The following is a 21,971-nucleotide window of genomic DNA, read 5'->3' as shown; positions in this document are numbered from 1 at the left end:
CCATGTCCAGACGCCTCCTCGATCCGCTCGCCCTCCTCGTGTTCCTCGCCGGTCTCGCCGTGGTCGGCTGGATCGGCCTGGGCTACGTCGGCGGCAATCCGCTCGGCGCCGCCGTCGCCCTGCTGATCGGCGCCTGCTACCTCGCCGGCGCCGCCGAACTGCTGCGCTACCGAAAGGCGAGCGCGACGCTGGCGCAGGCGCTCGCGGATACCCGGCAGACCACGTCCGACCTGCCGGCCTGGCTCGCGCGGCTGCCGGCCGGGCTGCGCCACCCGGTGCGCCTGCGCATCGAGGGCGAGCGCGCCGCGCTGCCGGCGCCGGCGCTGACGCCCTACCTCGTCGGCCTGCTGGTGCTGCTGGGCATGCTCGGCACCCTGCTCGGCATGATGGCCACGCTGCGCGGCACCGGACTGGCGCTGGAGAGCGCGACCGATCTCGACGCCATCCGCGGCTCCCTGGCGGCGCCGGTGCGCGGACTCGGCCTCGCCTTCGGCACCTCGATCGCCGGCGTCGCCGCGTCGGCCGCGCTCGGCCTGCTGTCGACGCTGTGCCGGCGCGAGCGCTTGCAGGCGGTGCAACGCCTGGACGCCGCGATCGCCACCACCCTGCGCGTGCACTCGCACACCCACCAGCGCGAACAGGCCTTCGCCCTGCTGCAGCGCCAGACCGAGCTGATGCCCGCGCTGGTCGACCGCCTGCAGGCGATGGCATCGGCCATCGAGACGCAGGGTGCCGCGGCGAACGCGCAGCTGCAGGCCCGGCAGGAGGCTTTCCACGCCGAGGCCGGGCGCGCCTACGGCGAGCTTGCCGCCTCGGTCGGGCAATCGCTGGAGGGCAGCATCGCCGCGAGCAGCCGCGCGGTCGGCGCCGCCCTGCAGCCGGTGATCGAGGCGACCCTGGCCGGCATGGCCCGCGAGAGCGCGGCGATGCGCGAAGCCGTGTCCGACGCCGTGCAGCGCCAGCTCGACGGCATCGGCGCCGGCTTCGAGACCGCGACCGCGCGCGCGGCGGAAACCTGGACCGCCGCCCACGCCGGGCAGCAGCGCGCCAACGCGGCGCTGGCCGCCGAGCTGCGGGAGGCGCTCGAACGCGCCACCGTCGCCCACGAGCGCCGCGCCGGCGAACTGGTCGAGCAGATCTCGGCACGGCTCGCCGCCACCGTCGAGGGCACGGCGCAGGGGTGGAACGACGCGCTCGCCCGCCAGGAGGCCGCCAACGACACCCTGGCCGCCCGCAACCAGGCGGCCTTCGACGCCGTCGCGGCCCGGCTCGATGCCGGTGCCGAGGCCGCAGGCACGGCCTGGCGCGAGGCGCTGGCCGGGCAGGAGGCCGCCAACGCGGCGCTGGCCGAACGCAATGCGCAGGCGCTCGACGCCGCCGCCGCGCGCTTCGCCGCCAGCGCCGAGGCCAGCGCCGAGGCCTGGAACCGGGCGCTGTCGAAGCAGGACGACGCGCACGCGACGCTCGCCGCCCGCACGCAGGAGGCGCTGGCCGCCGCCGCGGCCAGCTTCGAGCGCCAGGCGGGCGCGCTCGTCGCGACCCTCGGGCAGTCGCATGCCGGACTGCAGGCCGCGCTCGAGTCGCGCGATGGCGAACGCCTCGGCGCCTGGTCGGCGGCGTTCGAGTCCACCGCTGCCGAACTCGCCGCGCGCTGGGCGCAGACCGGCGAACAGGTCGCCGAGCGCCAGCAGGCGATCTGCGCCGCCCTCGCCCGCACCGCGGACGAGATCGCGAGCCAGGCCAGGGCGCATGCCGGCGACACCATCGCCGAGGTCTCGCGCCTGGTGCAGACCGCCTCGGAGGCGCCCCGCGCCGCGGCCGAGGTCGTCGCCGAACTGCGCCAGTCGCTGTCGGAGAGCATGGTCCGCGACACCGCCATGCTCGAGGAACGCACGCGCCTGCTGGCCACGCTCGAGACCCTGCTCGACGCGGTCAACCACGCCTCCACCGAGCAGCGCACGGCGGTGGACGCGCTGGTGAGCACCTCCGCCGACCTGCTGGAGCGCGTCGGCAGCCGCTTCAGCGAACGGCTCGACATCGAGACCGGCCGCCTCGCCGGCGCTGCCGCCGAGGTCACCGGCAGCGCGGTCGAGGTGGCGAGCCTGGGCGACGCCTTCGGCGCCGCGGTCGAGGCCTTCGGCGCCTCCAGCGCCGCGCTCGGCGAACGCCTGCAGCACATCGCCGGCGCGCTCGACGCCTCGCTGGCGCGCAGCGACGAGCAGCTCGCCTACTACGTCGCGCAGGCGCGCGAGGTCGTCGACCTCAGCGTGCTCTCGCAGAAGCAGATCATCGAGGAACTGCAGCGGGTCGCCGGTGCGCCTGCGCAGGCGCCCGCCAGGCCGAAGCGGGCGGCGAAGGCGTGAACGAGGAGCTGGAGTTCGACACCGACGCCGGCGCCTCGGTGTGGGCCGCGTTCGGCGACCTGATGTCGGTGATGCTGGGCGTGTTCGTGCTGATCCTGCTCGGCGTGGTCGCCATGCAGATGCAGCTCGCCGGGCGCCTGGAGGAGGAGACCGTCCGCCGCGAGCGCGAGGCCGAGCAGCTGCGCACGCTGGAGCGCGCACTCGCCGCGCCGCTGGCGGCGGGCCGGGTGACCCTGGTCGACGGGCGCATCGGCATCCGCGGCAACGTGCTGTTCGCCCTCAACTCCGACCGGCTGCAGCCCGAGGGGCGCGAGGTGCTCGCTAGCCTGGCCGCGCCGCTGGCCGCCTATCTCGCCGCGCGCGAGGAGATCCTGATGGTCAGCGGCTTCACCGACGACCGTCCCGTGCTCGACGGCAACGTGCGCTACGCCGACAACTGGGAACTCTCCGCCGAGCGCGCCCTGACCGTCACCCGCGCGCTGATCGAGGCCGGCGTGCCGGCGGATTCGGTGTTCGCCGCCGCCTTCGGCTCGCAGCAGCCGGTCGACTCCAACGACGACGAGGCCGGGCGCGCGCGCAATCGCCGCGTGGAGATCGCGCCGGTCCCCCGGCCCCGCACCACGGCGGCGACGCCCGATGGCCAGTGACGCCCCCGACATCGCGGCCCTGCTCGACGCATGGCGCACCGCCCGCGCCGACGCGCCGGCGAGCCTGCGCAGCCGGCGCATCGAGGCGCTGTCCGCGCGCGCCGGCCACTACCAGGGCGCCGCGCGGCGGCGGCTGGATGCGCGCATCGCGGCACTGATCGAAGCGGACGGCAGCGATGGCGCCGACGACAACACGGCCATCCGCTCCGCCCAGGCATGCGAACGCACCGTCCCGCGCCCGCTCGCCGACCTGCTCGCACACCTGGCTCGTCGCCGCGCCGCGGCGATGCCCGCGTCCGGATGCGTCCGACGCGACGAGCCGGATCCGGCAGGAACGGGCGCCGGCGCAGGCCCGGACGCGCACGCCTTCCCCGCCCTGCCCGCCCTCGACGACTTCCGGGCGACCTGGACCCGGGTGCGCGCCGAGAGCCAGGTCCGCGCCACCGCGAGCGAGCTGCCCGCCGACGCCGGACCGATGCACTCAACCGTCCTCGTCCACCGCGCCATCGCCCTGATGCGCGAGGCGTCGCCGGACTACCTCCAGCACGTCCTGACCTATCTCGACGCGCTGTCGGGCCTGCAGACGATGGCCGACTCGGGCGCCTTCGCCGCGCCGAGGTCGACGGAGCAGGACGGCAGCGCCGCGCGCCCCCGCCGCAGCGCGTCCCGACGTCCGCGCTGACCCGGCGCAGCGCGGAGGGCGCCGTGCGACCGCGGCCTCAGCGCGCAGGCGGATCGAGCAGCACCCACAGGCGCGCGATCCGGCCTTCGCTGATCGCGGCCACGTCGGCACCGGTCACGGTGACGGTGCCGTCGCCGGGCCCGGCGCGCCAGCGCAGGCAGCCCAGGCCGTGGTGTCCGCGGGCGGTGCCGTCCGGGACGAAGGCGAAGCCGGGACCGAACGTCTCCAGCAGGGCGCCGGCGACGTCGGCGATCGCCGCGCGGCCCTCGACGATGCCGTCCGGCTCGAACATCGTGGGCTGCGCGACGAACAGCGCCTCGACCGCCCGCAGGCGCGCGGATGGGTCGCGCTCGTTGAAGACCCGCTCGAGGTTGGCGCGCAGCAGGGCGTCGTAGTCGGGCTCCTGGCGTGCCAGTCCGGCGGCGGGCTGTTGTACGGATTCCATGACGGGTGGCTCGGTGCGATGGATGGACGGGCTGCGGGGCAGGTCGACGAGCTTGCAGGGGATCGGCACGACCGGGCACCGTGCCTGCGCTCGGCGATGGCCTGGTGACCGGAGCCGCCTCCTGCAGTCGACCCGAGACCGGGCCTGCCTGCCTAGCACGCCGGTGCGCTGGCGTCCGTGGCCGGGCCCATGCCCCCCGGAACCCTGGTGCCACTGCTGGAGGACGGGTCGCTCGAGCCGCTCCCGTTCTGCCCGGTGGTACTCGTTCAACCGCTATCCCCGGCGCCCGCGTGGCGTGCCTCGTCGACCGGCTGGCGGAGCTGTTCGCGGCGCGGGGCTGCGGCAGGACCGGCCAGGCGACCGTTCGTCCGTCAAGGCCACTGCCGCCCTTGACGTAGCCTACCTACCAGAAGGTAGGCTAGCCGCATGCCCGACATCCCGACCATCGACCGCATTCTTCGCTCCGCGCACGTGCTGATCATCCAGCGCGGCTTCCACGGCTTCAGCTTCGCCGACATCGCGCTCGAGGTCGGCATCCGCAAGGCGAGCATCCACCACTACTTCCCGACCAAGATCAGCCTGGTGGGCACCCTCGTCGCGAACTACCGGCGCGACGCGATCGCCGGGCTGCAGGCCCTGCGCGAGCGGCATCCCGACCCGGCCGCCGCGCTCGACGCCTACATCGACTACTGGGCCCGCTGCGTGACCTCGGACACCGACCCCTTCTGCCTGTGCGCCCTGCTCGCGGCGGAGGCGCCGTCGCTGCCGCCGGAGATCGCCGCCGAGGTGCGCGGCCACTTCCAGGCGCTGGCCGAGTGGTTCGCGACCGTGCTCGGCCAGGCGAAGGACGTCGGCAGCCTCGCCGTCGGCGGCGCCGTCGAGGCCGAGGCCGAGGCGCTCGTGGCCACCGTGCACGGCGCCCTGCTCTCGGCCCGCGCGTATGCCAACCCCGGCGTCTTCCGCGCCGTCATGACCACCCATCTCGAACGCCTGCAGCCCGCCCCCTAGGGCTGCCCCACTCCCAGAGGATCCCGACATGCAGACTCCCTCGCTCTCCGGCGCGAGCCGCTGGCTCACGCGCTATTACTCCGCCCGCGCCGCCTTCTCCCTGGCATGGGTCGCCGCAGCCTTCGCGCTCGGACGCGGCCATGCGGCCGTCGCTGCCGTCCTGCTGTGCCTGTATCCGGCCTGGGACGCCGTGGCGAACTACGTCGACGCGGTCCGGAGCGGCGGCCTCAGGCGCAATCCCACGCAGGCGCTCAACGCGGTCGTCAGCCTGGTCGCGGCGGCGATGGCCTTGCTCGCCGTGCAGCGCGGTCCCGGACCGGTGCTCGGCCTGTTCGGCGCCTGGGCGATCGTCGCGGGCCTGCTCCAGCTCGCGACCGCGGTCCGCCGATGGAAGACGCAGAGCGCGCAGTGGGCGTCGGTCCTGAGCGGCGCGCAGTCCGCGCTGGCCGGCGGCTTCTTCATCAAGCAGGCGTTCGCGCCGGTCGCGCCCCCGATCGTCACCATCGCCGGCTACGCCGCCATCGGCGCGCTCTACTTCCTCGTCTCGGCGATCTGGCTGGCGCTGAAGGCGCGCCGCGGCGGCGCGGGCGAGCCCGTCGGGGCCTGAGCCTGTTGCGGGGCCGACCGGTCGTCATCCAGACGGCCCGGCCGCAGCTCGATGCCCGTCGGGGCTGAAGCCCCCTCCCACAGGTGAAGGTTTGCCCCAGCATGAGCCCTGCCTCGGCGAAGGGTCGCGACGGGTCGCGGCTGAAGCCGCTCCTACAAGGACGCAGGTATCGGCAACCGGCGGGCGCACATCCGCATGCAGGCCCTTGTCGACTCCGTCCGTCCTCAGAAGTCGTGCCGCAGGCCGACGACGAGGTTGCGTCCGCGCAGCGGCGACTGGTCCTTAACGAACGAGGTGTGCGCGAACGCCAGCTCGTTGGTGAGATTGGTGCCGCGCGCGTAGATTTCCAGCGACCTGCCGCGACCGACGTCGAAGCGGTACGAGACGGTGGCGTTGAGCATGTCGTAGCCCGCCGTTTCCGTCTCGTAGGCCGCGACCTCGTCCTGCTCGAACGTGCGGTAGTACTCGACGTCGCTGGTCAGCGGGCCCTGGCCCCAGTCGTAGCGCAGGCCTAGCCGCCCCGGGGGAATCCGCGGCAGGTTGTCGTCGCTGTTCTTGACGTCGGTGTCGACGTAGTCGCCGAACAGGGTCAGGCGCGCGGCCGGCGACAGCTGGTGGCCGAGCCATGGTCGCCTTCGCCTGGGGCGCCTCGGTGCTCCACGACGCACCCGTGCACGCCAGGCTCCGGGCGTGGATCAAGAACCGCAGGTCCGGCCTTCCGGCGCCGTGACCGCCGCGCCGCGCAGCCGTCGCGCTCCCACCGTGGCGGGAGGACGCTAGAGCTCCTGCCCGAACATGATCCGGTGGCCGTCGATCGTGCGGATGCCGAACTCGCGCATGCCCCAGGGCTTGTCGGCGAGCGGCTGGGTGAACTCCGCGCCTGCGTCGCGGTACTCGCCGAACAGCGCCGCGGCATCGGAGACGGTCACGTAGCCGAACCAGGCATGGTCGCCGAGCTCCGCAGGCGGCGTTGCGTCGATGCATTCGCCCAGCATCACCCGGAAGCTGCCGCGCGACAGGAAGCTCCAGCCAGGCGCGCTGAAGTCGATGCCGAGGCCGAGGACGGAGGTGTAGTACGCGGTCGAGCGGTCGAGATCCCGCACCGCGAGTGTGTAGCGGGTCTTGGTGAAGTCGGTCATGCGGCTGTGCTCCCTGTGCTCGTCGGCCGTGGCGGCGCGGAGTCCGGCGGATGCCCGACGCCCGCATCGACCGCCGCGAGCTGGCCCCTGTAGGAGCGGCTTCAGCCGCGACCGCTCGTGCGCACGAGCGGGGGCTTCGCGCCGACACAGGGGAAGCGTACTCGCCCGCTCGCGGGCGTGGCGCCCGTCGGGGCTGAAGCCCCTCCCACAGGGGGGCGCTGCCTCAGGCGACGCGTCGCGACCGGTCGGTCGGTCGGTCGTGCGGGATACCCTTGCGCCGATACAGAAGGAGCGCATTCGCCCGATCGCAGCCGCGATGCCGGTCGGGGCTGAAGCCCCTCCCACAGGTGGGCGCTGCCCAGGCGAAGCGTCGCGACGGGTCGCGGCTGAAGCCGCTCCTACGGGAGAGCGGGTGCGGGCACATGGAGACTCCCGTTCCCCGTTCCCCGTTCCCCGTTCCCCATTCCCGGTCTACGTTCCCGCTTCATCCCCGCCCGGCCTCACTCCTGCGCCGCCTCGCTCGCGGCGGGGTGCGAGGAGCGGTGCCGCAGCCTGCGCGAGAGCCATTCGCCGAGGTCGTCGACCAGGGTGAAGGTGGCGGGGATCACGATCAGGCTCAGCAGGGTCGAGGTGATCAGCCCGCCGATCACCGCGATCGCCATCGGCGCGCGGAAGCTGGAATCGCCGGAGAAGCCCAGCGCGATCGGCATCATGCCGGCGCCCATGGCGAGCGTGGTCATGATGATGGGCTGCGCGCGCTTGCGGCAGGCGTCGATCAGCGCATCGTGCTGGCTCATGCCCAGTTCGTCCTCGGCGATCACTGCGTAGTCGACCAGCAGGATCGAGTTCTTGGTGGCGATGCCGATCAGCATCAGCAGGCCGATCAGGGCCGGCAGCGAGAGCATGTTCTGGGTCAGCAGCAGCGCCCCGAAGGCGCCGCCGGCGCACAGCGGCACCGCCGCGAGGATGGTGACCGGCATCAGCGCGTGGTTGAACAGCAGCAGCAGCACCATGTAGATGCACACCAGGCCGGCGACCATCGCCAGCATGAAGCCGACGAAGAGCTCGACGAAGACTTCCGCGTCCCCGGTGTTGAGAAAGCTCACGCCCGGAGGCAGTTGCTGCACGCTGGGCAGCTGCTGGACCTGTTCCATCACGTCGCCCAGCGGCCGCCCGTTGAGCTCGGCGGTGAGGGTGACGTTGCGCTGGCGCTGGTAGCGCGAGATCTGCGACGGGCCGCTGCCCGCGCGGATCTCCGCCACCGCCGACAGCGGCACCGGGCCGTAGCGGCCGGGCACGCGCAGCTGGCCGATCAGGGCCGGGTTGGCCAGCGCGGATTCGGCGAAGCCGACGCGGATCGGCACCTGGCGGTCGGGCAGGTTGAGCTTGGCCAGGCGCTGCTCGTAGTCGCCGGCGGTGGCGATGCGTGCGGCCTCGGCGATGTCGGCGGTGGCCACGCCCAGGTCCGCCGCGCGCGCGGGGTCGGGAATGATCTGGATCTCGGGCCGCAGCAGCGAGGCGGTCGAACTGACGCTGCCCAGGCCGGCGATGCCGCGGAGGTCGCGCTCCAGCGCAGTCGAGGCATCCTGCAGGCGCTGCGGGTCGTCGCCGGCGAGCACCAGCTGCAACAGGTTGCCCGGCTCAGAACTCACGTAGCTCACGCGCACGCCCGGCAGGTCGGCCAGGCGCGCGCGCACCTCGCGTTCCAGCACACGCTGGTCGCGGTCGCGCTCGTCGGCGACGCCCCAGTCGAGCACGAGCGTGGCCTTGCGCACCTCGCCCACGCCGGACGCACTCGGATCGCCCAGGTCGAGCACGCTGCCGACGGCGGTGTAGACCTGCCTGAGCTCGGGAATGTCGGCGAGCAGCGTGCGCGCGCGCTCGGCGACGGCCACGGTGTCCTCCAGCCGCGTGCCCGGCGGCAGCTCCAGGCTCAGGTTGCTGCGGCCGAGGTCGGACTGCGGGATGAAGGTCGCCGGGATCAGCGGCACCAGCGCCAGCGAGGCGGCGAACAGCGCCGTCGCGATCCACAGCGTGCGCCCGCGATGGCGCAGCGCCGCGTCGACCCAGCCCAGGTACCAGCGCATCAACCGCGAGTCGCCCTGCTCCTCGCCGTGCGGCCTGAGCAGGTAGGCCGCCATCATCGGCGTCAGCAGGCGCGCGACCAGCAGCGAGAACAGCACCGCGGTGGCCGCGGTCCAGCCGAACTCGCGGAAGAACTTGCCGGCGATGCCGGGCATGAAGGCCACCGGCACGAACACCGCCGCCAGGGTCAGCGAGGTCGCGATGACCGCGTTGCCGATCTCGCCGGCGGCCTCGCGCGCCGCCTCCAGCGGCGGCTTGCCCATGCGCAGGTGGCGCACGATGTTCTCGATCTCGACGATGGCGTCGTCGACCAGGATGCCGACCACCACCGACAGCGCCAGCAGGGTGATGATGTTCAGGGTGAAGCCGAACACGTACATCACCGCGAAGGTCGGGATGATCGACAGCGGCAGGGCCAGCGCCGAGACCCACGTCGCGCGCCAGTCGCGCAGGAACAGCCACACCACCAGCAGGGCCAGCAGCGCGCCCTCGTAGAGCATGGTCATCGACGAGCCGTAGGCGCGGTGGGTCTCGTCGATGGCGGTGGTGACCAGGCGGAAGTCGATGCCCGGGTGCGCGGCCTTGAGTTCGTCCAGGGCCTCGTGCACGCCCGCCTCCACCGCGATCTCGCTGGAGCCGCGGGTGCGCGACATCGAGAAGGCGACCACCTCCTCGCCGTCCAGCAGCGCGGCCTCGGCGGGGTCGGCGGCCGCATCGGTCACCGTCGCCAGCGTCGACAGGCGCACCGAGCGCCCGTCCGGCAGGCTGATCGAGAAATCGCGCAGCGCCTGCGCATCGGCCACCGTGCCGAGCGTGCGGATGGTCTGCTGCGCACCGCCCAGCTCCGCCCGGCCGCCGGCGCGCTCCACCTGGATCTGCGCCAGCTGCTGCGAGACCGCCCCGGCGGTGACGCCGAAGGCGAGCAGCGCGTCGGGGTCGAGGTCCACGCGCACCTGCCGGTCGACGCCGCCCACCCGCGTCACCCGGGCCACGCCCGGCACGCCGTACATGGCGCGCGCGACCTCGCGGTCGACGAACCAGCTGGCCTCGTCGGGCGTCATCCGCGGCGCCACTAGTGCATAGGTCATCAGCGAGCCGCCGATGTCGACCTTGGAGATCACCGGCTCCTGGATGTCCTGCGGCAGGTCGGTGCGGATGCGGGTGACCGCGTCGCGGGTGTCGTCCAGCGCGGTGGCGAGGTCCGCCTCCAGCTCGAACTCGATGGTGGTGGTGCTCACGCCCTCGCTGACCGTGGACATCACCCGCTTGACGTTGTTGACCGTGGCGACCGAGTCCTCGACCTTGCGCGTGACCTCCGCCTCGAGCTGGCTGGGCGAGGCGCCCGGCTGGGTCACGGTGACCGTGGTCATCGGGAAGGCGATGTCCGGGAAGCGCGCCACCGGCAGCTGGTGGAAGCCCCACAGCCCGGCCACGCACAGCACCAGGAACACCAGGATCGCGGGCAGCGGGCGGCGGATCGCCCAGGCGGAGATGTTCATGGCGTCGCCGCCTCCGCACCGGCCACCACGCGCACGCGGTCGCCCTCGCCGAGGAAGCCGGCGCCGTCCACGACCACCTGCTCGCCCGCCTCGAGGCCCTCGATGACCTCGGTGCGGCCCTCGGCCGCCTGCCCGGTGCCCACGCGGCGGCGCTGCACGAGCTGGTCCGCACCGACGGTGAACACGTAGGCATGGCCGTCGCGCTGCACGATCGCCGCGGTCGGCACCGTCAGCGCCTCGCCGGTGCCGGTGACGATGCGGCCCTCGACGAAGACGCCGGGCTTCAGCGGGCCGGGCTCGGGCAGGTCGGCATAGATGGTGCCGGTGCGGGTCTGCGCATCGACCCCGGGACTGACCGCGCGGATGCGGCCCTCGATCGCCTCTCCGGCGTAGGCCAGCGCGACGGTGTCGCCGACGGCGACGGCGGCGAGCTGGTCCTCCGACAGTTCCGCGCGCCATTCCAGGCGGCCGTCGCGGATCAGGCGCAACAGTTCGGTGCCGGCGGCGACCACCTGCCCCGGCTGCACCAGGCGCCTGGAGATGACGCCATCGGCGGGCGCGCGCAGTTCGGCGAAATCGCGCTGCAGCTGCGACGCCTGGCGGCGGGCGCGGGCGGTGGCGGTCTGCGCCCGCGCATTGGCCAGCGCCGCGCGAAGTTCGTCCAGGCTGCTGGCGCTGATCAACTGCCGGGCGCCAAGCTGCTGGCCACGCTCGAAGTTGAGCCGCGCGAGTTCCTCCGCGGCCTGGGCCTGCTCCAGCCCGGCCTGGGCCTGGGCGAGTTCGCTGTCGAGGGTGCGGTGGTCGACCTCCAGCAGCACCTGGCCCTGTTCCACCGATTCGCCGACGTCCACCTTCAGCGCGGTCACGCGCTGGCCGGACAGCTCGACCCCGAGCTGCATCTCCTCGTAGGCCGACACCGGACCGGAGACCACCACCGTCCGCGCCAGCGCCCGGACCTGCGCGGGCGCCACGGTGACCGGAAGCGCGGAGGCGCTCGCCGCCCCGTCGGGGGTCTCGTCGGCGCCGCCGCAGGCCGACAGCAGTGCGCCGGCCAGTACGAAGAGGGACCAACGCAGGAGATGGAGTCGCATGCAGGATGCCTTTGCCCCGGGACGCCCGGGCGCTGGAGGGTGGCCCGCCGGCGCTGACCGGCGGGGAAGGGAGACAAGACCGGGAACGCTCACGACGTGCCGGCGCCCGCTGCCGGGTCGGCGCCGTCCGGCCGCCCGCCGTGCTGCGCCAGCCAGCGCTCGATGCCGTCGAGCATCAGGCCCAGGCCCTGCTCGAAGCGCCGGTCGAAATCCGGCTCGGTCAGCAGGTGTCGCGCCTGCCAGCAGTAGGGGAAGCGCGCCTGGGACAGCGCCAGGAAGGCCTTGCCGACGTCTTCGAAGTGCCGGTACTCGGGCAGCGCCTGCTCCTCGATGACGAAGCCCATGACGTAGTAGGCGACGTCCATCGCCGTGGTCGCCGCGAAGTCCACCGGCGCGCCGGCCTCGACCAGCGCGCCGATCGACGCCTCGCCCACGCGCAACACGTTCTCGGTCGCCAGGTAGGTGCCGGCATAGACCCGGGCGCCATCCCGGTGCCGCCTGAAGCCGCGCCGGAACCCGTGCGCGACCTGCATCAGCGTCGCCCGCCACGGCTGGCCCGGATGGATGTCGCGGGCCACGTCGGCGATCAGCGCGTCGGCCATCGCGTCGGTCAGCGCCTGCTTGCTCTTGAAGTGCCAGTACAGCGACGGCGCGCGGATCCCCAGCGCACAGGCCACTTTGCGCAGGGTCACGCCCTCGATGCCCGCCTCGTCCAGCAGGCGGAACGCGGCCTCCACGATCTGCTCCCGCCCGATGCTCCGTCGCATGGCCGCCCTAACGTTGTAAGGCAGCGGAATCTAACAGCGTTAGAGCGACGTCGGCAAGACCGCTGTGGCAGGTCGGGCCAGCCGGTCCCGCCACCCCGTGCGCGCCGGCATCGGCGCGGCTCGGGCGCCGTCCCAGCCGCGCCCTTGCACCACCGCCCGGGCTGCTGCCAGCGGTCGCGTGCCCCTTGACACATTTAGATAATTAGCTAATCGTCGCAGCATGAGCCAGGTCTTCAAGGCGCTTTCCGACCCCACCCGCCGGCGCGTGCTCCAGCTGCTGCGCGACGGGCCGCTGAGCGCGGGCGAGCTGAGCGAGCGATTCGATGTGTCCAGGCCGACGATGTCGGCGCACTTCGCGGTGCTGAAGGAAGCCGACCTGGTGCACGCCGAGAAGGCCGGCAAGTCCGTGATCTACCACCTGAAGCTTTCGGTGCTCGAGGAAGCGCTGCTGGGCTTCGTCCATTCATTCGGCGTCGGCGCCGGCGCGCCCGCGTCGCGGGGCAAGAAGGAGATCGCACGATGAACCGGGAACTGATCAAGCACCTCGCCTGGGGCGTGGGCATCGTCGTCCTGGCGCTGGTCGCCAGCCATGCGCGCGACCTCGGCCATATCGATGGCGAGACGATGACCCGCGTGGTGATCGGGACGAACGGGCTGATGATCGCCTGGATCGGCAACCGCATGCCCAAGGCCGTGGCCCCGACCGCGGCCATCCGCCGGGTGAAGCGAATCGGCGGCTGGTCGATGGTGCTGAGCGGGCTCGTGTACGCCGCGCTCTGGGCGTTCGCGCCGATCCCGGTGGCGGTCGCCGGCGGCAGCGCCGCGGTCCTGGCCGGCATCGCGCTCACCTTCGGCTATTGCCTCTCGCTGCGCGACAAGGACCGCGCACGGGCCTGAGCGACGTAGAGCACGCGGTGCGCCGCCGGGCGCGGGGTCTGCCGCGCGTCGCGTCATTCCACCGGCCGGTCCTGCGATCCACCTGCCCTTGCGGAAACGGCCCACGCTCCCTGCGTCTCAATCGTCCTTCGCGAAGCGGATCACCAGCCCGGCACGGTCGTCCGTGGCCCAGATCGCGCCGTCCCCGGCGACGGCGAGGCCCACCGGCGAACCCTGCGGGCGCAGGCCCGGCGCGAGGCCCCAGCCGGGCGTCAGCACCACCGGTGTCGCGGCCGGAGCGACGCCGTAGCTGCGGAAGCCGAGGCCGTAGGCCGGGAAGCGCGGGTTCGCGTCCGGCACCGGCACGCCGCGCGCATCCACCGCGAAGCTGGCGATGCGGCCGCCCACGGAGCGATGGCCGTGCCAGCTCATCAGCAGGCGTCCCTTGAGCGCGGGGAACATGGCGCCCTCGTACCAGAGCATGTCCAGCGGCGCGGCATGCGGCGGCAGCAGCACGGCCGGCGCCGTATGCGCCGCGGAGCGGCACCATTCCGTCCGTTCGGGCCAGACCGGCGCGGCCGCGTCCGCGTCGTAGCAGTACGGCCAGCCGTAGTGCCGTCCGGGCTCGATGACGTTGAGCTCCTCGAACGGCGACCAGCGGCTGTCGAAGTCGTAGCTGTTCTCCGCCTGCAGCACGGTGCCCGATGGATGCACCGCCAGCGCCAGCGAGTTCCTCAGCCCCCGGGCGAGCACCTCATGGTCCGGCGACCAGCGCCCCTCGCCGCGGTAGCGGTACACGCGCAGGCTCGCGGCATCCACCTCGCCCTCGCTCTCCGCGCACAGGCCCGAGGCCGTGCGTGCCGCGGCATCCGCGCACTGGTCGCTGGGCGCGCCCACGTTGACCAGCAGGTCGCCGTTCGGCAGGAACACGAACTTGGACAGCGGATGCCGATGCGCATGCAGGCGGTTATCGGGCAGGCCGCCGATCACCGTCTCCACGCCCGCGCCCGGGTCGTCCGCCTCCGGATCGAAACGCAGGATGCGGCTCATCTCGCCCACGTACACCAGCCCGTCGGGCCCCCGCGCGATCGCGTGCGGCAGATGCAGCCCGTCGAGCACGCGCTCCACCGCGACCGCAGCGCCCGGGCCGGTCCGCAGCCGCCACACCGCGCCGCGCGCGCCCTCCCACGCCCCGAGATCGGTGATCAGCCAGGTCTTCGCATCGAGTTGCAGCAGGGACCGCGGCAGGCGGATCGGCCGCGAGCCATCGGCCGTCGTCGGCCCGAGCACCAGCCCGGCGCACATGCCGCGCAGGGTGCCGATCGCCAGCCGCGGATAGCCGCCGCAGGGCACGCCCTCCACGGCATGGCGCTCGCGCGCGAATGGTGTCGCCGCAGGCCACAGACACAGAACGATCAGGACACAGGCGCGCAGGCTCTGCATGGATTTCCGCCATTCCGGTTGAGGGCGCGCATGATGGCGGCGGCCCGGCTTGCCGTCACTCGTCGATGCACACTGGACGCCCCGCATCGCAGGCGCCGCATCGACGACAGGGCATCCGATGGACCCGCAGTACTGGCTCGACCGCTGGAACGAGGGCCGCACCGGCTGGCAGCAGGACCGGCCGACGCCGCTGATGACGGCGCACTGGGCGGCGCTGGGCGTGGCGCCGGGCGGCCGCGTGTTCGTGCCGCTGGCCGGCAAGTCGCAGGACATGCGCTGGCTGGCCGACAGCGGCCATCGCGTGCTCGGCGTGGAGCTCTCGCAGGCGGCGGTCGAGCAGTTCTTCGCCGAGGCCGGGCTCGAACCGCGGGTGACGCCGACGCGCCATGGCCGGCATTTCGAGGCCGGCGCCATCGAGATCATCTGCGGCGACGCCTTCGCGCTCGACGCCGAGGCCCTGCGCGACTGCGCCGCCGTGTTCGACCGCGCCGCGCTGATCGCCCTGCCGCCGCCGATGCGCCAGCGCTACGCCCGCGAACTCTATGCGCGCCTGCCCCGCGGCTGCCGCGGCCTGCTGATCACCCTCGACTACCCGCAGCAGCAGAAGGACGGCCCGCCCTTCGCCGTGCACGATGCCGAGGTCCGCACCCTGTTCGCGAACGACTGGTCGATCGACCTGCTCGAGCGCCGCGACATCCTCGCCCAGGAACAGGACGGCCTCGGCGCCGGCCTCACCGAGCTGCACACCAGCGCGTACCGGCTGGTGCGCCGCTCATCCGCGCCGTAGCGGCGCGCCCGATCCGCTCTCAGCGGAGCGGCTGCGCCTCCACCTCGCCGAGGATCTTCCCGGCGCTCAGCGCCGCATCGAAGATCGCGTCGCCGAGCGTCGGCAGGCTCCGCGCCTCCAGCAGCTCGCCGCGGCTCACCGCGAGCACATCCCCCTGCGCGCGGATCGCCCCGACCAGGGCATTGAGCTGGTCGATCTGGTGGAGCGTGACGCCGAACGTGTATCCGTTGCTGTCCATGGCTGGTCTCCTGTGCGAGCGTGAGCCGGACCAACTCCGACTCATCGCACCCGACCTTATCCGCACCCGCCGGATATCTGAAAAACAGATAATCCACGCGCGCCGCAGGCTCATGGTCTGCACTGCGCCCCCCCCTAATTGCTGGCGCGACAGGTGTAATAGCGATGCTCGGAATCCAGCGCCTGCTCCCAGCCGTTCTCGATGCGCAGCATCACCAGCCCGCCCATGCAGGCCACACCGTGGCGCCTGGCGTCTTCGGTGCCATGCGCAGGCACGTCCAAGACACGCGTCGACGGCTGCGGCCGCCCCATGATCCGCGCCACGCCCTGCTTCGAGCGCGCGTCGCTCCGCTCGCACAGATCGCGGAACAGATAGGCGTAGGGATTCGCCCGGTGCTCGCGCGTGATGACGCTGCAGTCCTGCGGCCGGCTGTAGTCGATGTCGCCGTAGCGCTTGCCTTGCGCAAGGGCAAGCGACGGCAGGACGAGAACACAGAGCACGATCGAGTGGCGCGAACGCCTTCCCTTGTTCCCTCCGGCAAGGACTGGACCCCTATTCACGAACCCGCGCCCTCGCATCTCGCTGCGCCCCGCGCAGCCCTCGATCGCGACTTTGTCGCGAGGCGAATTCGGCAGCCGTCAGACATTCCAAAATTCAAGAGCAGCTCTACCCGTGAAGTTAGGTTACTCAAGCCGGCCTGAGTCAATCGTTCGCTCATGAGCCAGCTTCTGGCTTTGCCTGAATTCGAATGCTTCCGGAACGTCGTGGAAGGTCAGAAGGTCTCCCGCCAGCTCAACCAACAGCGCCTTTGCCTCTGACGCCGTCGCTCGGAAGAACTCGCGGCGCTGGTTGACCAGGTTGACGCGAGCGCTTGCAAGGCGGCTGTGCATCGCCGACTCGATGCCCACAGCGTCATTCGAAAAGAACAGCGCGTGGACATCGAAGTTGAACGGGACCGAGGCGTCGCTCAATTCACGTATGCGATCCATGGGATCGAGACGTCGGGTCATGCCGACCTTGATCAGCGACTCGCCGAACGAGCCGATGTTGGAGATCACGTACACGTAGCCCGCGCGGATATTGGCGGCGCGGAAATCAACGTCGGAGATCGCGCGATCCACCTCATCCACCTGCGTGCGAAGCCTCTCGGCGGCCTCAAGATCGCCCTTCGCCTGCAGAGCCTCAAGCGCATTCAGATAGTGCTGCCGCTCCTTCTCCAGCTTGGTACGCTCGCGCTCGATCTCCTGCTGGACTTTCCGCTCTTCGCGCAGACGCTCGCGCTCCTGGCGCTCTAGCTCCTTCTCCTCCGCCTTCTTCTGGATGAAATCAGCAGTTAGCCGCAGCTCCCCGATGCGCAACTGCAGGTACTCACAGGTGATCTCGATGCTCATCGTCTTGCCCAGACGCTGGATGGTGCGGGCGACCTTCTCCAGCCTGTCGACAGCCGCGGGCAACGCATAGGGCTTGAGGCCGCGAACCAGCATGTCCGCCTCAGAATTGAAGGCACGCAGCATCAACTTCGAATAGTCGCGAATCATGGTGCGGCCCTTCGCCTCAGAGCCGTTGACCGTCCAGCCTTTGGCAGCAGACACCGCGCGACCTTCCGCCTTGTTCATCGCCTTGATGTCCAGCCGGATCGCGTCGAGTCGCACTTTGCACGCGACCGCATCCTCAAGCGGATGCGTGTACTCGTAGACGCCGGACTCCTGCAGCAGCACGCGCTCCCGCGTCTCGACCACATCATTGCGCAGCTCCGCCAGCTCGGCCGTCAGCCGCTCACGCTCCGCGGCGAACTCGATTCGCTGCGCTTCCTGCGCTGCGGACGCGGCAGCAATTTCCCCACGGAGCTGCTCGAGCCTCTTCTCGCGCTCAAGCTGTGTGAGAGCGCCAGTTCGCGCAAGCGTCGCATGCAGGTCATCTCGGTCCTTCGAGACCGCCGCCAAGTCGGCGAGCAATTGCCGCGCAAAGCGCCTCGCCCCGAATAGAGGGATCGTTCGTCCGGCACTCATCAAACCCTCCATAAATGTACGCCCAGATGACCAGCTGCGCCTTATGCCGCGCGTTTCCGATCCGCGCTCGAGTAACCCTAACCCCGCCTCCACGCCAAAAAAGATCATTCGAAGATAACGATCTCGTCATCCAGCAGCCAACCTGAGCGCAAGGCAAAATCTCGCACTCGGAAAGGATCTTTCGTGTAAGCAACCAGCGCCAAGCTTTTCTCAGCGCGACTTGCGACGACGTAGAACAGTCGCCTGGTCGATTCGACGATCTTTCCCTCATCCTTGCCGCCAAACAGATCTCCATACTTGAATGAAAACCCTTTCGCTTCGAAGTCATCCATCACAACCATCACACGCTCGAACTCAAGTCCTTTGACACCTTGATGCGTATCAAACCGCGCGCGCCCTTCGAGGTATTCCCGCAGTGGAGCGATCTGAGAAAACGGAGCCGCAAGTAGTTCATCAATTGCTTCGATGCGAGCGAGCGTCTTCGCGTTGGGCTCTGGCTCACCCTCCTCCATGTCAGCTTCTGCATTCAACTCCGTTGCCCAGGCTGCGAGTCGCTCTGGGATTTCCAAGATATTGGACCTCGCAACTTCCCGGAGAATAACGAGGAGCGGTGGATCTTGAGCGTCATTCAGCAGACCTGCGAGCGAGTCGACCGCGGCTTGAACATCCGCTAGGTATCCACGTCCCTGATTCGCTGCAAGCGCCTCTGGCGCCATGAGGGGGGAATGCAGCTTCAGAAGCCGCATGAGCCCGAAGCGATCTCCAGCTTGACGCGCTTCGAGCACTGGGAGCACTTGATCTGTGAAGAACAGAGCTACGGACTGCGTGCGCTGGAGAAGACTCTGGGAGTCGAGGGCATACAGAGCGCTGAAGACTTCAAAACAACCTAGCCGCCTCGCAGCCATCTTGTGCTCGAGTGTGAGCGTCTTCACCTCCATTGGCACGGCCCAAGCCTCATCGCCGGTGACCTCGGCCATCCTCTGCGCGATCTCAGCCTCTACACCGCCTACGTCGGGATGCTCAGCGGGAAGAATGAAAAGACGGACGAATCCCTTAATAGCGTCAGATCTCGGCTTCTGCTCTTGCTGATCGGTCGAGCGTCGCACAGCGTTCAGAAGCTCGATGATGCGCGACGGGCACCGATGATTCATCACCTTCTTGGGAGTGCGCCATCCAGGCGGCAAATCCGCGCCGAGATCCTCTTTTCCATCGGCGTAGATGCGCTGCATCATGTCCCCGATCAGGCCCATCGCGAAAGCGCCCGAGTGCTCAGCGTCAACGCGAAAGAATGCGTCGACCAGTGCCGCATTAGTATCTTGGCTCTCGTCGACCAAAAGAATCGGGTAGCGCCCGACGAAGATGCTACGCATTCGGGGCTTCTCGCTCAGAAAATGCGCGGTGATTTTGATGACCTCTGTATGGTTAAGCGCATCACGTGTGCGGTTCGCGCCTGTCGGGCTATAGATGAACTTACGAATGCCAGGTAGGGCAGCCAGGCGCGCCTCATACGCCGCGATCTTGGCAATTCGTTCGTCCCTCGCCTTACCTGCTCGGCCAGTCGCTTCCTTTCGACGGAGATCCTCGATCTCGGCAGTGAGGTAGTCGGCCAACCATGCACGGATGTCCTTATTCAGCCCCTCAATCAGAGACCAAGCGAAGCTGTGGATCGTCCGAACATCAAACAGTGGGTCGAACTGAACGCGTCGCTTGATCTCATCGCACGCCGCATTCGTGAAGGTGATGACTGCGATGCTCTGACCACGCTGACGAAGTCGAGCGCCCCAAGCGGCTTGCACATGGGTTAGCGCAGATACAAGAGATCGCGTCTTACCTGATCCAGCGCCCGCGAAGAGAAAAAAGCTCGTCAGTGTATCGGGATCGAGACACGCGGCGATCTCCGCATCGGCTCCGACGTCAACCTCATCGTTCGGAACGTCGGCTGCATTGTTCATGCCAGCGCGGCCTGAGTCTGCGCTTGATCTTCGTCATCTGGCGGGGGAATCTTCCCAACCATGTCGTCTTCCTTCCGGCGAAGCTGCTTGATCAGCCAAGCAAGTCCAGAGTCGATGTAGCCAGGCAAATCTAGTTCCTTCAGATTCTTTTCCTCAAGGATGTTCATCGCCAGCTCCGCTTTATCGCCGGCAGAAAGATCAGCGTGGAGCTTGGTCGCCAGCTCATGCACCGTTGTGCTTTCGGCGATCGCGTCACGAAACTTCTTTGCAAGTCCGGAGCCCGGGAGTGTCCTGAAGAACTCGATGTTCCGATACACCAGCGCATCTTCAAACGTGTTGGCGATAGCTTCCGCGTCGATATCTGTTCCAAAGGCGATCTTCACGGGCTGCTGATAGGCAACCCGAACACCAAACCCGCTCTTATCAAGCTTCGCGAGCGAGTCCTCGCTTGTGTCAAGCAGCGCATCCAGGCCCTCTTCCTCCGGAACCCATGTCTTCAAGGTGTGGTTGCGCGATATCTGCGCATCGCCTCGCTTTGGAAGCACCTTCGCATTCGTCGCCGCCTTGGCGTCTAGATCGGTAATGACTAGCGTGTTGAGGCCTAGATCAGTGAGCAGCGATCTCAGGCGATGCGCATGACTTCCGCCGATCTCAAGCCACGTGATGTAGCACCGCGTCAGATACTTGTAAGCATCCCGGCTGCGGACCATATGGGGCATGATGATCCGCTCGGCAGGACCTTCTACCAAGATCGCGCCGTCCGCAAAGAACAGATCGCAATGAGTGACTTCAGATATCTGCGGACGAATCGCTTCGTGTCTTCATCGTCGCCAAACGTGCGAGACAGCCCTACAACACGAGAGACGGGGACAGCGCCTCTGACGGCGTGGACCGGCATACGACGGAAGTAGCGCAGTGAGGCGAAATCTGCCTCGTGGGCAACATGACTCGAATGCGTGCTGACTACCATCTGCGTCTGAAACTCTTCCGACTCGCCTAGCAGCTCGTGCTTTCGAAGCACGCTGTAAGCGTGCGCGATGAACACCTGCTGCACCTGCGCATGTAGGTGAGCTTCGGGCTCCTCCACGAGAACAAGGTGCAACCGGGGCACGTGCGACTCGTTAGCGTCCTTCTTTCCCGCCTTTCCCCTACGCATCCACTTGTCGCGAAACGCCATAAGGGCAAACACCATGGAGACCAAATTCTGGTATCCCAGCCCGTTGGAGTCTTCGGGCAGGCGGTTGATGAGGTCTGCGTCGGCAAGGTGCGTGGGAACCTCGTAGTTCAGCGCCGAGCCGTGCCTGAGCGCATCCAGTGGACGCAAATCAGCCGCCAGCGATAGCTTTGGGTCGGTCAAGCCGGGATAGCCAATTCCCTCAAGCTCCTCGATCGCGGACGCAAACGAATCAGCCAACTGCTTACCGAACTTGACGCGAGCTGCATGGAACGCCTGCAGGGCGACCAAGTCATCGGCTTCTGGTTGATCGAAGGGATCGAGGTGCTGCGCGTAGTAGCCGCGGAGCTGCGCTGAGAGCTTGGTGCTAACGCGCGGTCCATTCTCCGGATCGCCATCGCCCTTTCCGCCCTTCCGGACCGGCATCCCCAACCCGCGCTGGGCGCTGATCTCATCGATCCTGATGAGACCCTTGAAAGGATCGTCCGCCAGTGGCTCGCTGTCGGGGGGAAGCGCCTGAGGGAACGCTTCACCCTCCTTCGGATCTTGAAGCGCAGAGGGGTCGAGGAGATAGGACTTCACTTCAAACAGGGCGTTCAGGCGCTTCGAAAGGAACTCGACCATCGACTTTGGCCAGAGCGAGAACGGTTCCGACTCGTCCTCCTCGCCGGGGTCCACAGCGGCCAGAACAGCTTTCACAGCACTCCGGGCTGCTAGATACTCTCGCTTGTAATCCTCGATCTTCTTCGGCTCAAAGCGAAGTCGAACTCCGATCGGAGATCCATCCCAATCAAGCGTGGGGAGGATCTTCTGAACGAAATGAACTTGGTTGTCGGGTACTGAGAGCCAGACATCTACCGACGGCGCAACGCTGCCCCAGTCGAACTCTTCCGCCTCACCCCCCTCAGTCTCTGCTTCCCAAGCCCTTCCAAGTGCGTTGATAGCAGCCCAGTGGCTGAGAGTGAAATCGTTGATTGACAGCTCGCCATGATCAACAAGGAACCGCCTCAACGCGACCATCGCCGAGGATTTTCCACTATTGTTTGCCCCGACGAACACCGTGCTCTTCTTCGCAATGTCGATGCGAACTGCCAGCAACTTGCGAAAGTTCGAGATTTCAACGAAGTCGATGTGCACTACGAGATCCCTTGCTTCAACA

Annotated in this window: 21 protein-coding genes; 8 read left to right on the top strand and 13 right to left on the bottom strand. The window is 69.2% G+C overall.

Translation table 11 applies throughout. The features are described from left to right. Positions 1-2: 2 nt before the first annotated feature. Genes KB893_RS02660 through KB893_RS02650 form a run of 3 tightly spaced genes read left to right on the top strand, consistent with a single transcriptional unit; the run spans position 3 to position 3,692 of the window. Positions 3-2,363 (top strand): DUF802 domain-containing protein, encoded by a 2,361-nt coding sequence (locus KB893_RS02660; protein WP_213173405.1) that lies wholly within the window; start codon positions 3-5, stop codon positions 2,361-2,363. Further along, positions 2,360-3,010: an OmpA family protein gene (locus tag KB893_RS02655; RefSeq protein ID WP_211926807.1), complete on the top strand. Its 651-nt coding sequence runs from the start codon at positions 2,360-2,362 to the stop codon at positions 3,008-3,010. The genes KB893_RS02660 and KB893_RS02655 overlap by 4 nt, the downstream gene beginning before the upstream one ends. Next, positions 3,000-3,692, top strand: a complete 693-nt coding sequence (locus tag KB893_RS02650) for a DUF2894 domain-containing protein (protein ID WP_211926808.1) — start codon at positions 3,000-3,002, stop codon at positions 3,690-3,692. Before KB893_RS02655 ends, KB893_RS02650 begins: the two co-directional genes overlap by 11 nt. A gap of 37 nt (positions 3,693-3,729) precedes the next feature. On the opposite strand, the gene KB893_RS02645 is transcribed toward KB893_RS02650, so the two are convergent. Next, positions 3,730-4,137: a nuclear transport factor 2 family protein gene (locus KB893_RS02645; RefSeq protein ID WP_213173404.1), complete on the bottom strand. Its 408-nt coding sequence runs from the start codon at positions 4,135-4,137 to the stop codon at positions 3,730-3,732. Between the two features lie 426 nt (positions 4,138-4,563). On the opposite strand from KB893_RS02645, the gene KB893_RS02640 reads away from it, so the two are divergent. Further along, positions 4,564-5,145, top strand: a complete 582-nt coding sequence (locus KB893_RS02640) for a TetR/AcrR family transcriptional regulator (protein WP_211926810.1) — start codon at positions 4,564-4,566, stop codon at positions 5,143-5,145. 28 nt (positions 5,146-5,173) lie between these two features. After that, positions 5,174-5,752, top strand: coding sequence for a DUF308 domain-containing protein (locus KB893_RS02635; RefSeq protein ID WP_211926811.1), 579 nt, complete (start codon positions 5,174-5,176; stop codon positions 5,750-5,752). A gap of 224 nt (positions 5,753-5,976) precedes the next feature. Here the strand turns inward: KB893_RS02635 and KB893_RS02630 are convergent, their stop codons facing one another. The 5 genes from KB893_RS02630 to KB893_RS02610 form a co-directional block, all read right to left on the bottom strand. Further along, positions 5,977-6,420: a TonB-dependent receptor domain-containing protein gene (locus tag KB893_RS02630; RefSeq protein WP_211926812.1), complete on the bottom strand. Its 444-nt coding sequence runs from the start codon at positions 6,418-6,420 to the stop codon at positions 5,977-5,979. A gap of 108 nt (positions 6,421-6,528) precedes the next feature. Continuing rightward, positions 6,529-6,891 (bottom strand): VOC family protein, encoded by a 363-nt coding sequence (locus tag KB893_RS02625; protein ID WP_211926813.1) that lies wholly within the window; start codon positions 6,889-6,891, stop codon positions 6,529-6,531. A gap of 500 nt (positions 6,892-7,391) precedes the next feature. Further along, positions 7,392-10,475, bottom strand: coding sequence for an efflux RND transporter permease subunit (locus tag KB893_RS02620; RefSeq protein WP_211926814.1), 3,084 nt, complete (start codon positions 10,473-10,475; stop codon positions 7,392-7,394). After that, positions 10,472-11,566, bottom strand: coding sequence for an efflux RND transporter periplasmic adaptor subunit (locus tag KB893_RS02615; RefSeq protein ID WP_211926815.1), 1,095 nt, complete (start codon positions 11,564-11,566; stop codon positions 10,472-10,474). Before KB893_RS02615 ends, KB893_RS02620 begins: the two co-directional genes overlap by 4 nt. An 89-nt stretch (positions 11,567-11,655) precedes the next feature. Next, a complete protein-coding gene (locus KB893_RS02610; protein WP_211926816.1) occupies positions 11,656-12,333 on the bottom strand; it encodes a TetR/AcrR family transcriptional regulator C-terminal domain-containing protein in 678 nt (225 codons plus the stop codon). Positions 12,334-12,553: 220 nt separating this feature from the next. Between KB893_RS02610 and KB893_RS02605 the strand changes: the two genes are divergently transcribed. Together KB893_RS02605 and KB893_RS02600 are read left to right on the top strand one after the other, a co-directional pair. Then, positions 12,554-12,856, top strand: coding sequence for an autorepressor SdpR family transcription factor (locus KB893_RS02605; protein ID WP_211926817.1), 303 nt, complete (start codon positions 12,554-12,556; stop codon positions 12,854-12,856). After that, complete coding sequence (locus KB893_RS02600) at positions 12,853-13,230, top strand: hypothetical protein (protein WP_211926818.1); 378 nt, start codon at positions 12,853-12,855, stop codon at positions 13,228-13,230. The genes KB893_RS02605 and KB893_RS02600 overlap by 4 nt, the downstream gene beginning before the upstream one ends. A 117-nt stretch (positions 13,231-13,347) precedes the next feature. On the opposite strand, the gene KB893_RS02595 is transcribed toward KB893_RS02600, so the two are convergent. Next, entirely contained in the window at positions 13,348-14,652 is a 1,305-nt protein-coding gene (locus tag KB893_RS02595) for a PQQ-dependent sugar dehydrogenase (protein WP_213173403.1), read from the bottom strand. Positions 14,653-14,770: 118 nt separating this feature from the next. On the opposite strand from KB893_RS02595, the gene KB893_RS02590 reads away from it, so the two are divergent. After that, on the top strand, positions 14,771-15,439 hold the full coding sequence (locus KB893_RS02590) for a thiopurine S-methyltransferase (RefSeq protein WP_211926820.1): 669 nt from the start codon (positions 14,771-14,773) through the stop codon (positions 15,437-15,439). Positions 15,440-15,458: 19 nt separating this feature from the next. On the opposite strand, the gene KB893_RS02585 is transcribed toward KB893_RS02590, so the two are convergent. The 6 genes from KB893_RS02585 to KB893_RS02560 all read right to left on the bottom strand — a co-directional run bounded on the left by KB893_RS02585 (position 15,459) and on the right by KB893_RS02560 (position 21,949). Then, positions 15,459-15,677: a hypothetical protein gene (locus KB893_RS02585; RefSeq protein WP_211926821.1), complete on the bottom strand. Its 219-nt coding sequence runs from the start codon at positions 15,675-15,677 to the stop codon at positions 15,459-15,461. 134 nt (positions 15,678-15,811) lie between these two features. Then, positions 15,812-16,177: a hypothetical protein gene (locus KB893_RS02580; protein ID WP_213173402.1), complete on the bottom strand. Its 366-nt coding sequence runs from the start codon at positions 16,175-16,177 to the stop codon at positions 15,812-15,814. 183 nt (positions 16,178-16,360) lie between these two features. Further along, on the bottom strand, positions 16,361-17,686 hold the full coding sequence (locus KB893_RS02575) for an SNIPE associated domain-containing protein (RefSeq protein ID WP_213173401.1): 1,326 nt from the start codon (positions 17,684-17,686) through the stop codon (positions 16,361-16,363). Between the two features lie 104 nt (positions 17,687-17,790). Next, positions 17,791-19,638 carry a UvrD-helicase domain-containing protein gene (locus KB893_RS02570; protein ID WP_211925706.1) on the bottom strand — a complete coding sequence of 616 codons (1,848 nt, stop codon included), beginning with the start codon at positions 19,636-19,638 and terminating at the stop codon, positions 17,791-17,793. Continuing rightward, on the bottom strand, positions 19,635-20,357 hold the full coding sequence (locus tag KB893_RS02565) for a TOPRIM nucleotidyl transferase/hydrolase domain-containing protein (protein WP_211925705.1): 723 nt from the start codon (positions 20,355-20,357) through the stop codon (positions 19,635-19,637). Before KB893_RS02565 ends, KB893_RS02570 begins: the two co-directional genes overlap by 4 nt. 23 nt (positions 20,358-20,380) lie before the next feature. Next, positions 20,381-21,949, bottom strand: a complete 1,569-nt coding sequence (locus KB893_RS02560; protein ID WP_211925704.1) for an ATP-binding protein — start codon at positions 21,947-21,949, stop codon at positions 20,381-20,383. Between the last annotated feature and the right edge of the window lie 22 nt (positions 21,950-21,971).

This window comes from Coralloluteibacterium stylophorae (assembly GCF_018122625.2).
GTDB lineage: Bacteria > Pseudomonadota > Gammaproteobacteria > Xanthomonadales > Xanthomonadaceae > Coralloluteibacterium > Coralloluteibacterium stylophorae.
Note: the sequence above shows the minus strand (reverse complement) of the source record. Positions and strands in the feature narration are given on the sequence as shown.

What these genes read in the sequence shown, in the direction of transcription:
- KB893_RS02570 (WP_211925706.1), bottom strand. Translation starts at nt 19,638, where the DNA reads ATGAACAATGCAGCCGACGTTCCGAACGATGAGGTTGACGTCGGAGCC.
- KB893_RS02650 (WP_211926808.1), top strand. Translation starts at nt 3,000, where the DNA reads ATGGCCAGTGACGCCCCCGACATCGCGGCCCTGCTCGACGCATGGCGC.
- KB893_RS02610 (WP_211926816.1), bottom strand. Translation starts at nt 12,333, where the DNA reads ATGCGACGGAGCATCGGGCGGGAGCAGATCGTGGAGGCCGCGTTCCGC.
- KB893_RS02605 (WP_211926817.1), top strand. Translation starts at nt 12,554, where the DNA reads ATGAGCCAGGTCTTCAAGGCGCTTTCCGACCCCACCCGCCGGCGCGTG.
- KB893_RS02595 (WP_213173403.1), bottom strand. Translation starts at nt 14,652, where the DNA reads ATGCAGAGCCTGCGCGCCTGTGTCCTGATCGTTCTGTGTCTGTGGCCT.
- KB893_RS02660 (WP_213173405.1), top strand. Translation starts at nt 3, where the DNA reads ATGTCCAGACGCCTCCTCGATCCGCTCGCCCTCCTCGTGTTCCTCGCC.
- KB893_RS02615 (WP_211926815.1), bottom strand. Translation starts at nt 11,566, where the DNA reads ATGCGACTCCATCTCCTGCGTTGGTCCCTCTTCGTACTGGCCGGCGCA.
- KB893_RS02620 (WP_211926814.1), bottom strand. Translation starts at nt 10,475, where the DNA reads ATGAACATCTCCGCCTGGGCGATCCGCCGCCCGCTGCCCGCGATCCTG.
- KB893_RS02640 (WP_211926810.1), top strand. Translation starts at nt 4,564, where the DNA reads ATGCCCGACATCCCGACCATCGACCGCATTCTTCGCTCCGCGCACGTG.
- KB893_RS02585 (WP_211926821.1), bottom strand. Translation starts at nt 15,677, where the DNA reads ATGGACAGCAACGGATACACGTTCGGCGTCACGCTCCACCAGATCGAC.
- KB893_RS02625 (WP_211926813.1), bottom strand. Translation starts at nt 6,891, where the DNA reads ATGACCGACTTCACCAAGACCCGCTACACACTCGCGGTGCGGGATCTC.
- KB893_RS02575 (WP_213173401.1), bottom strand. Translation starts at nt 17,686, where the DNA reads ATGAGTGCCGGACGAACGATCCCTCTATTCGGGGCGAGGCGCTTTGCG.
- KB893_RS02565 (WP_211925705.1), bottom strand. Translation starts at nt 20,357, where the DNA reads ATGCCCCATATGGTCCGCAGCCGGGATGCTTACAAGTATCTGACGCGG.
- KB893_RS02590 (WP_211926820.1), top strand. Translation starts at nt 14,771, where the DNA reads ATGGACCCGCAGTACTGGCTCGACCGCTGGAACGAGGGCCGCACCGGC.
- KB893_RS02645 (WP_213173404.1), bottom strand. Translation starts at nt 4,137, where the DNA reads ATGGAATCCGTACAACAGCCCGCCGCCGGACTGGCACGCCAGGAGCCC.
- KB893_RS02600 (WP_211926818.1), top strand. Translation starts at nt 12,853, where the DNA reads ATGAACCGGGAACTGATCAAGCACCTCGCCTGGGGCGTGGGCATCGTC.
- KB893_RS02635 (WP_211926811.1), top strand. Translation starts at nt 5,174, where the DNA reads ATGCAGACTCCCTCGCTCTCCGGCGCGAGCCGCTGGCTCACGCGCTAT.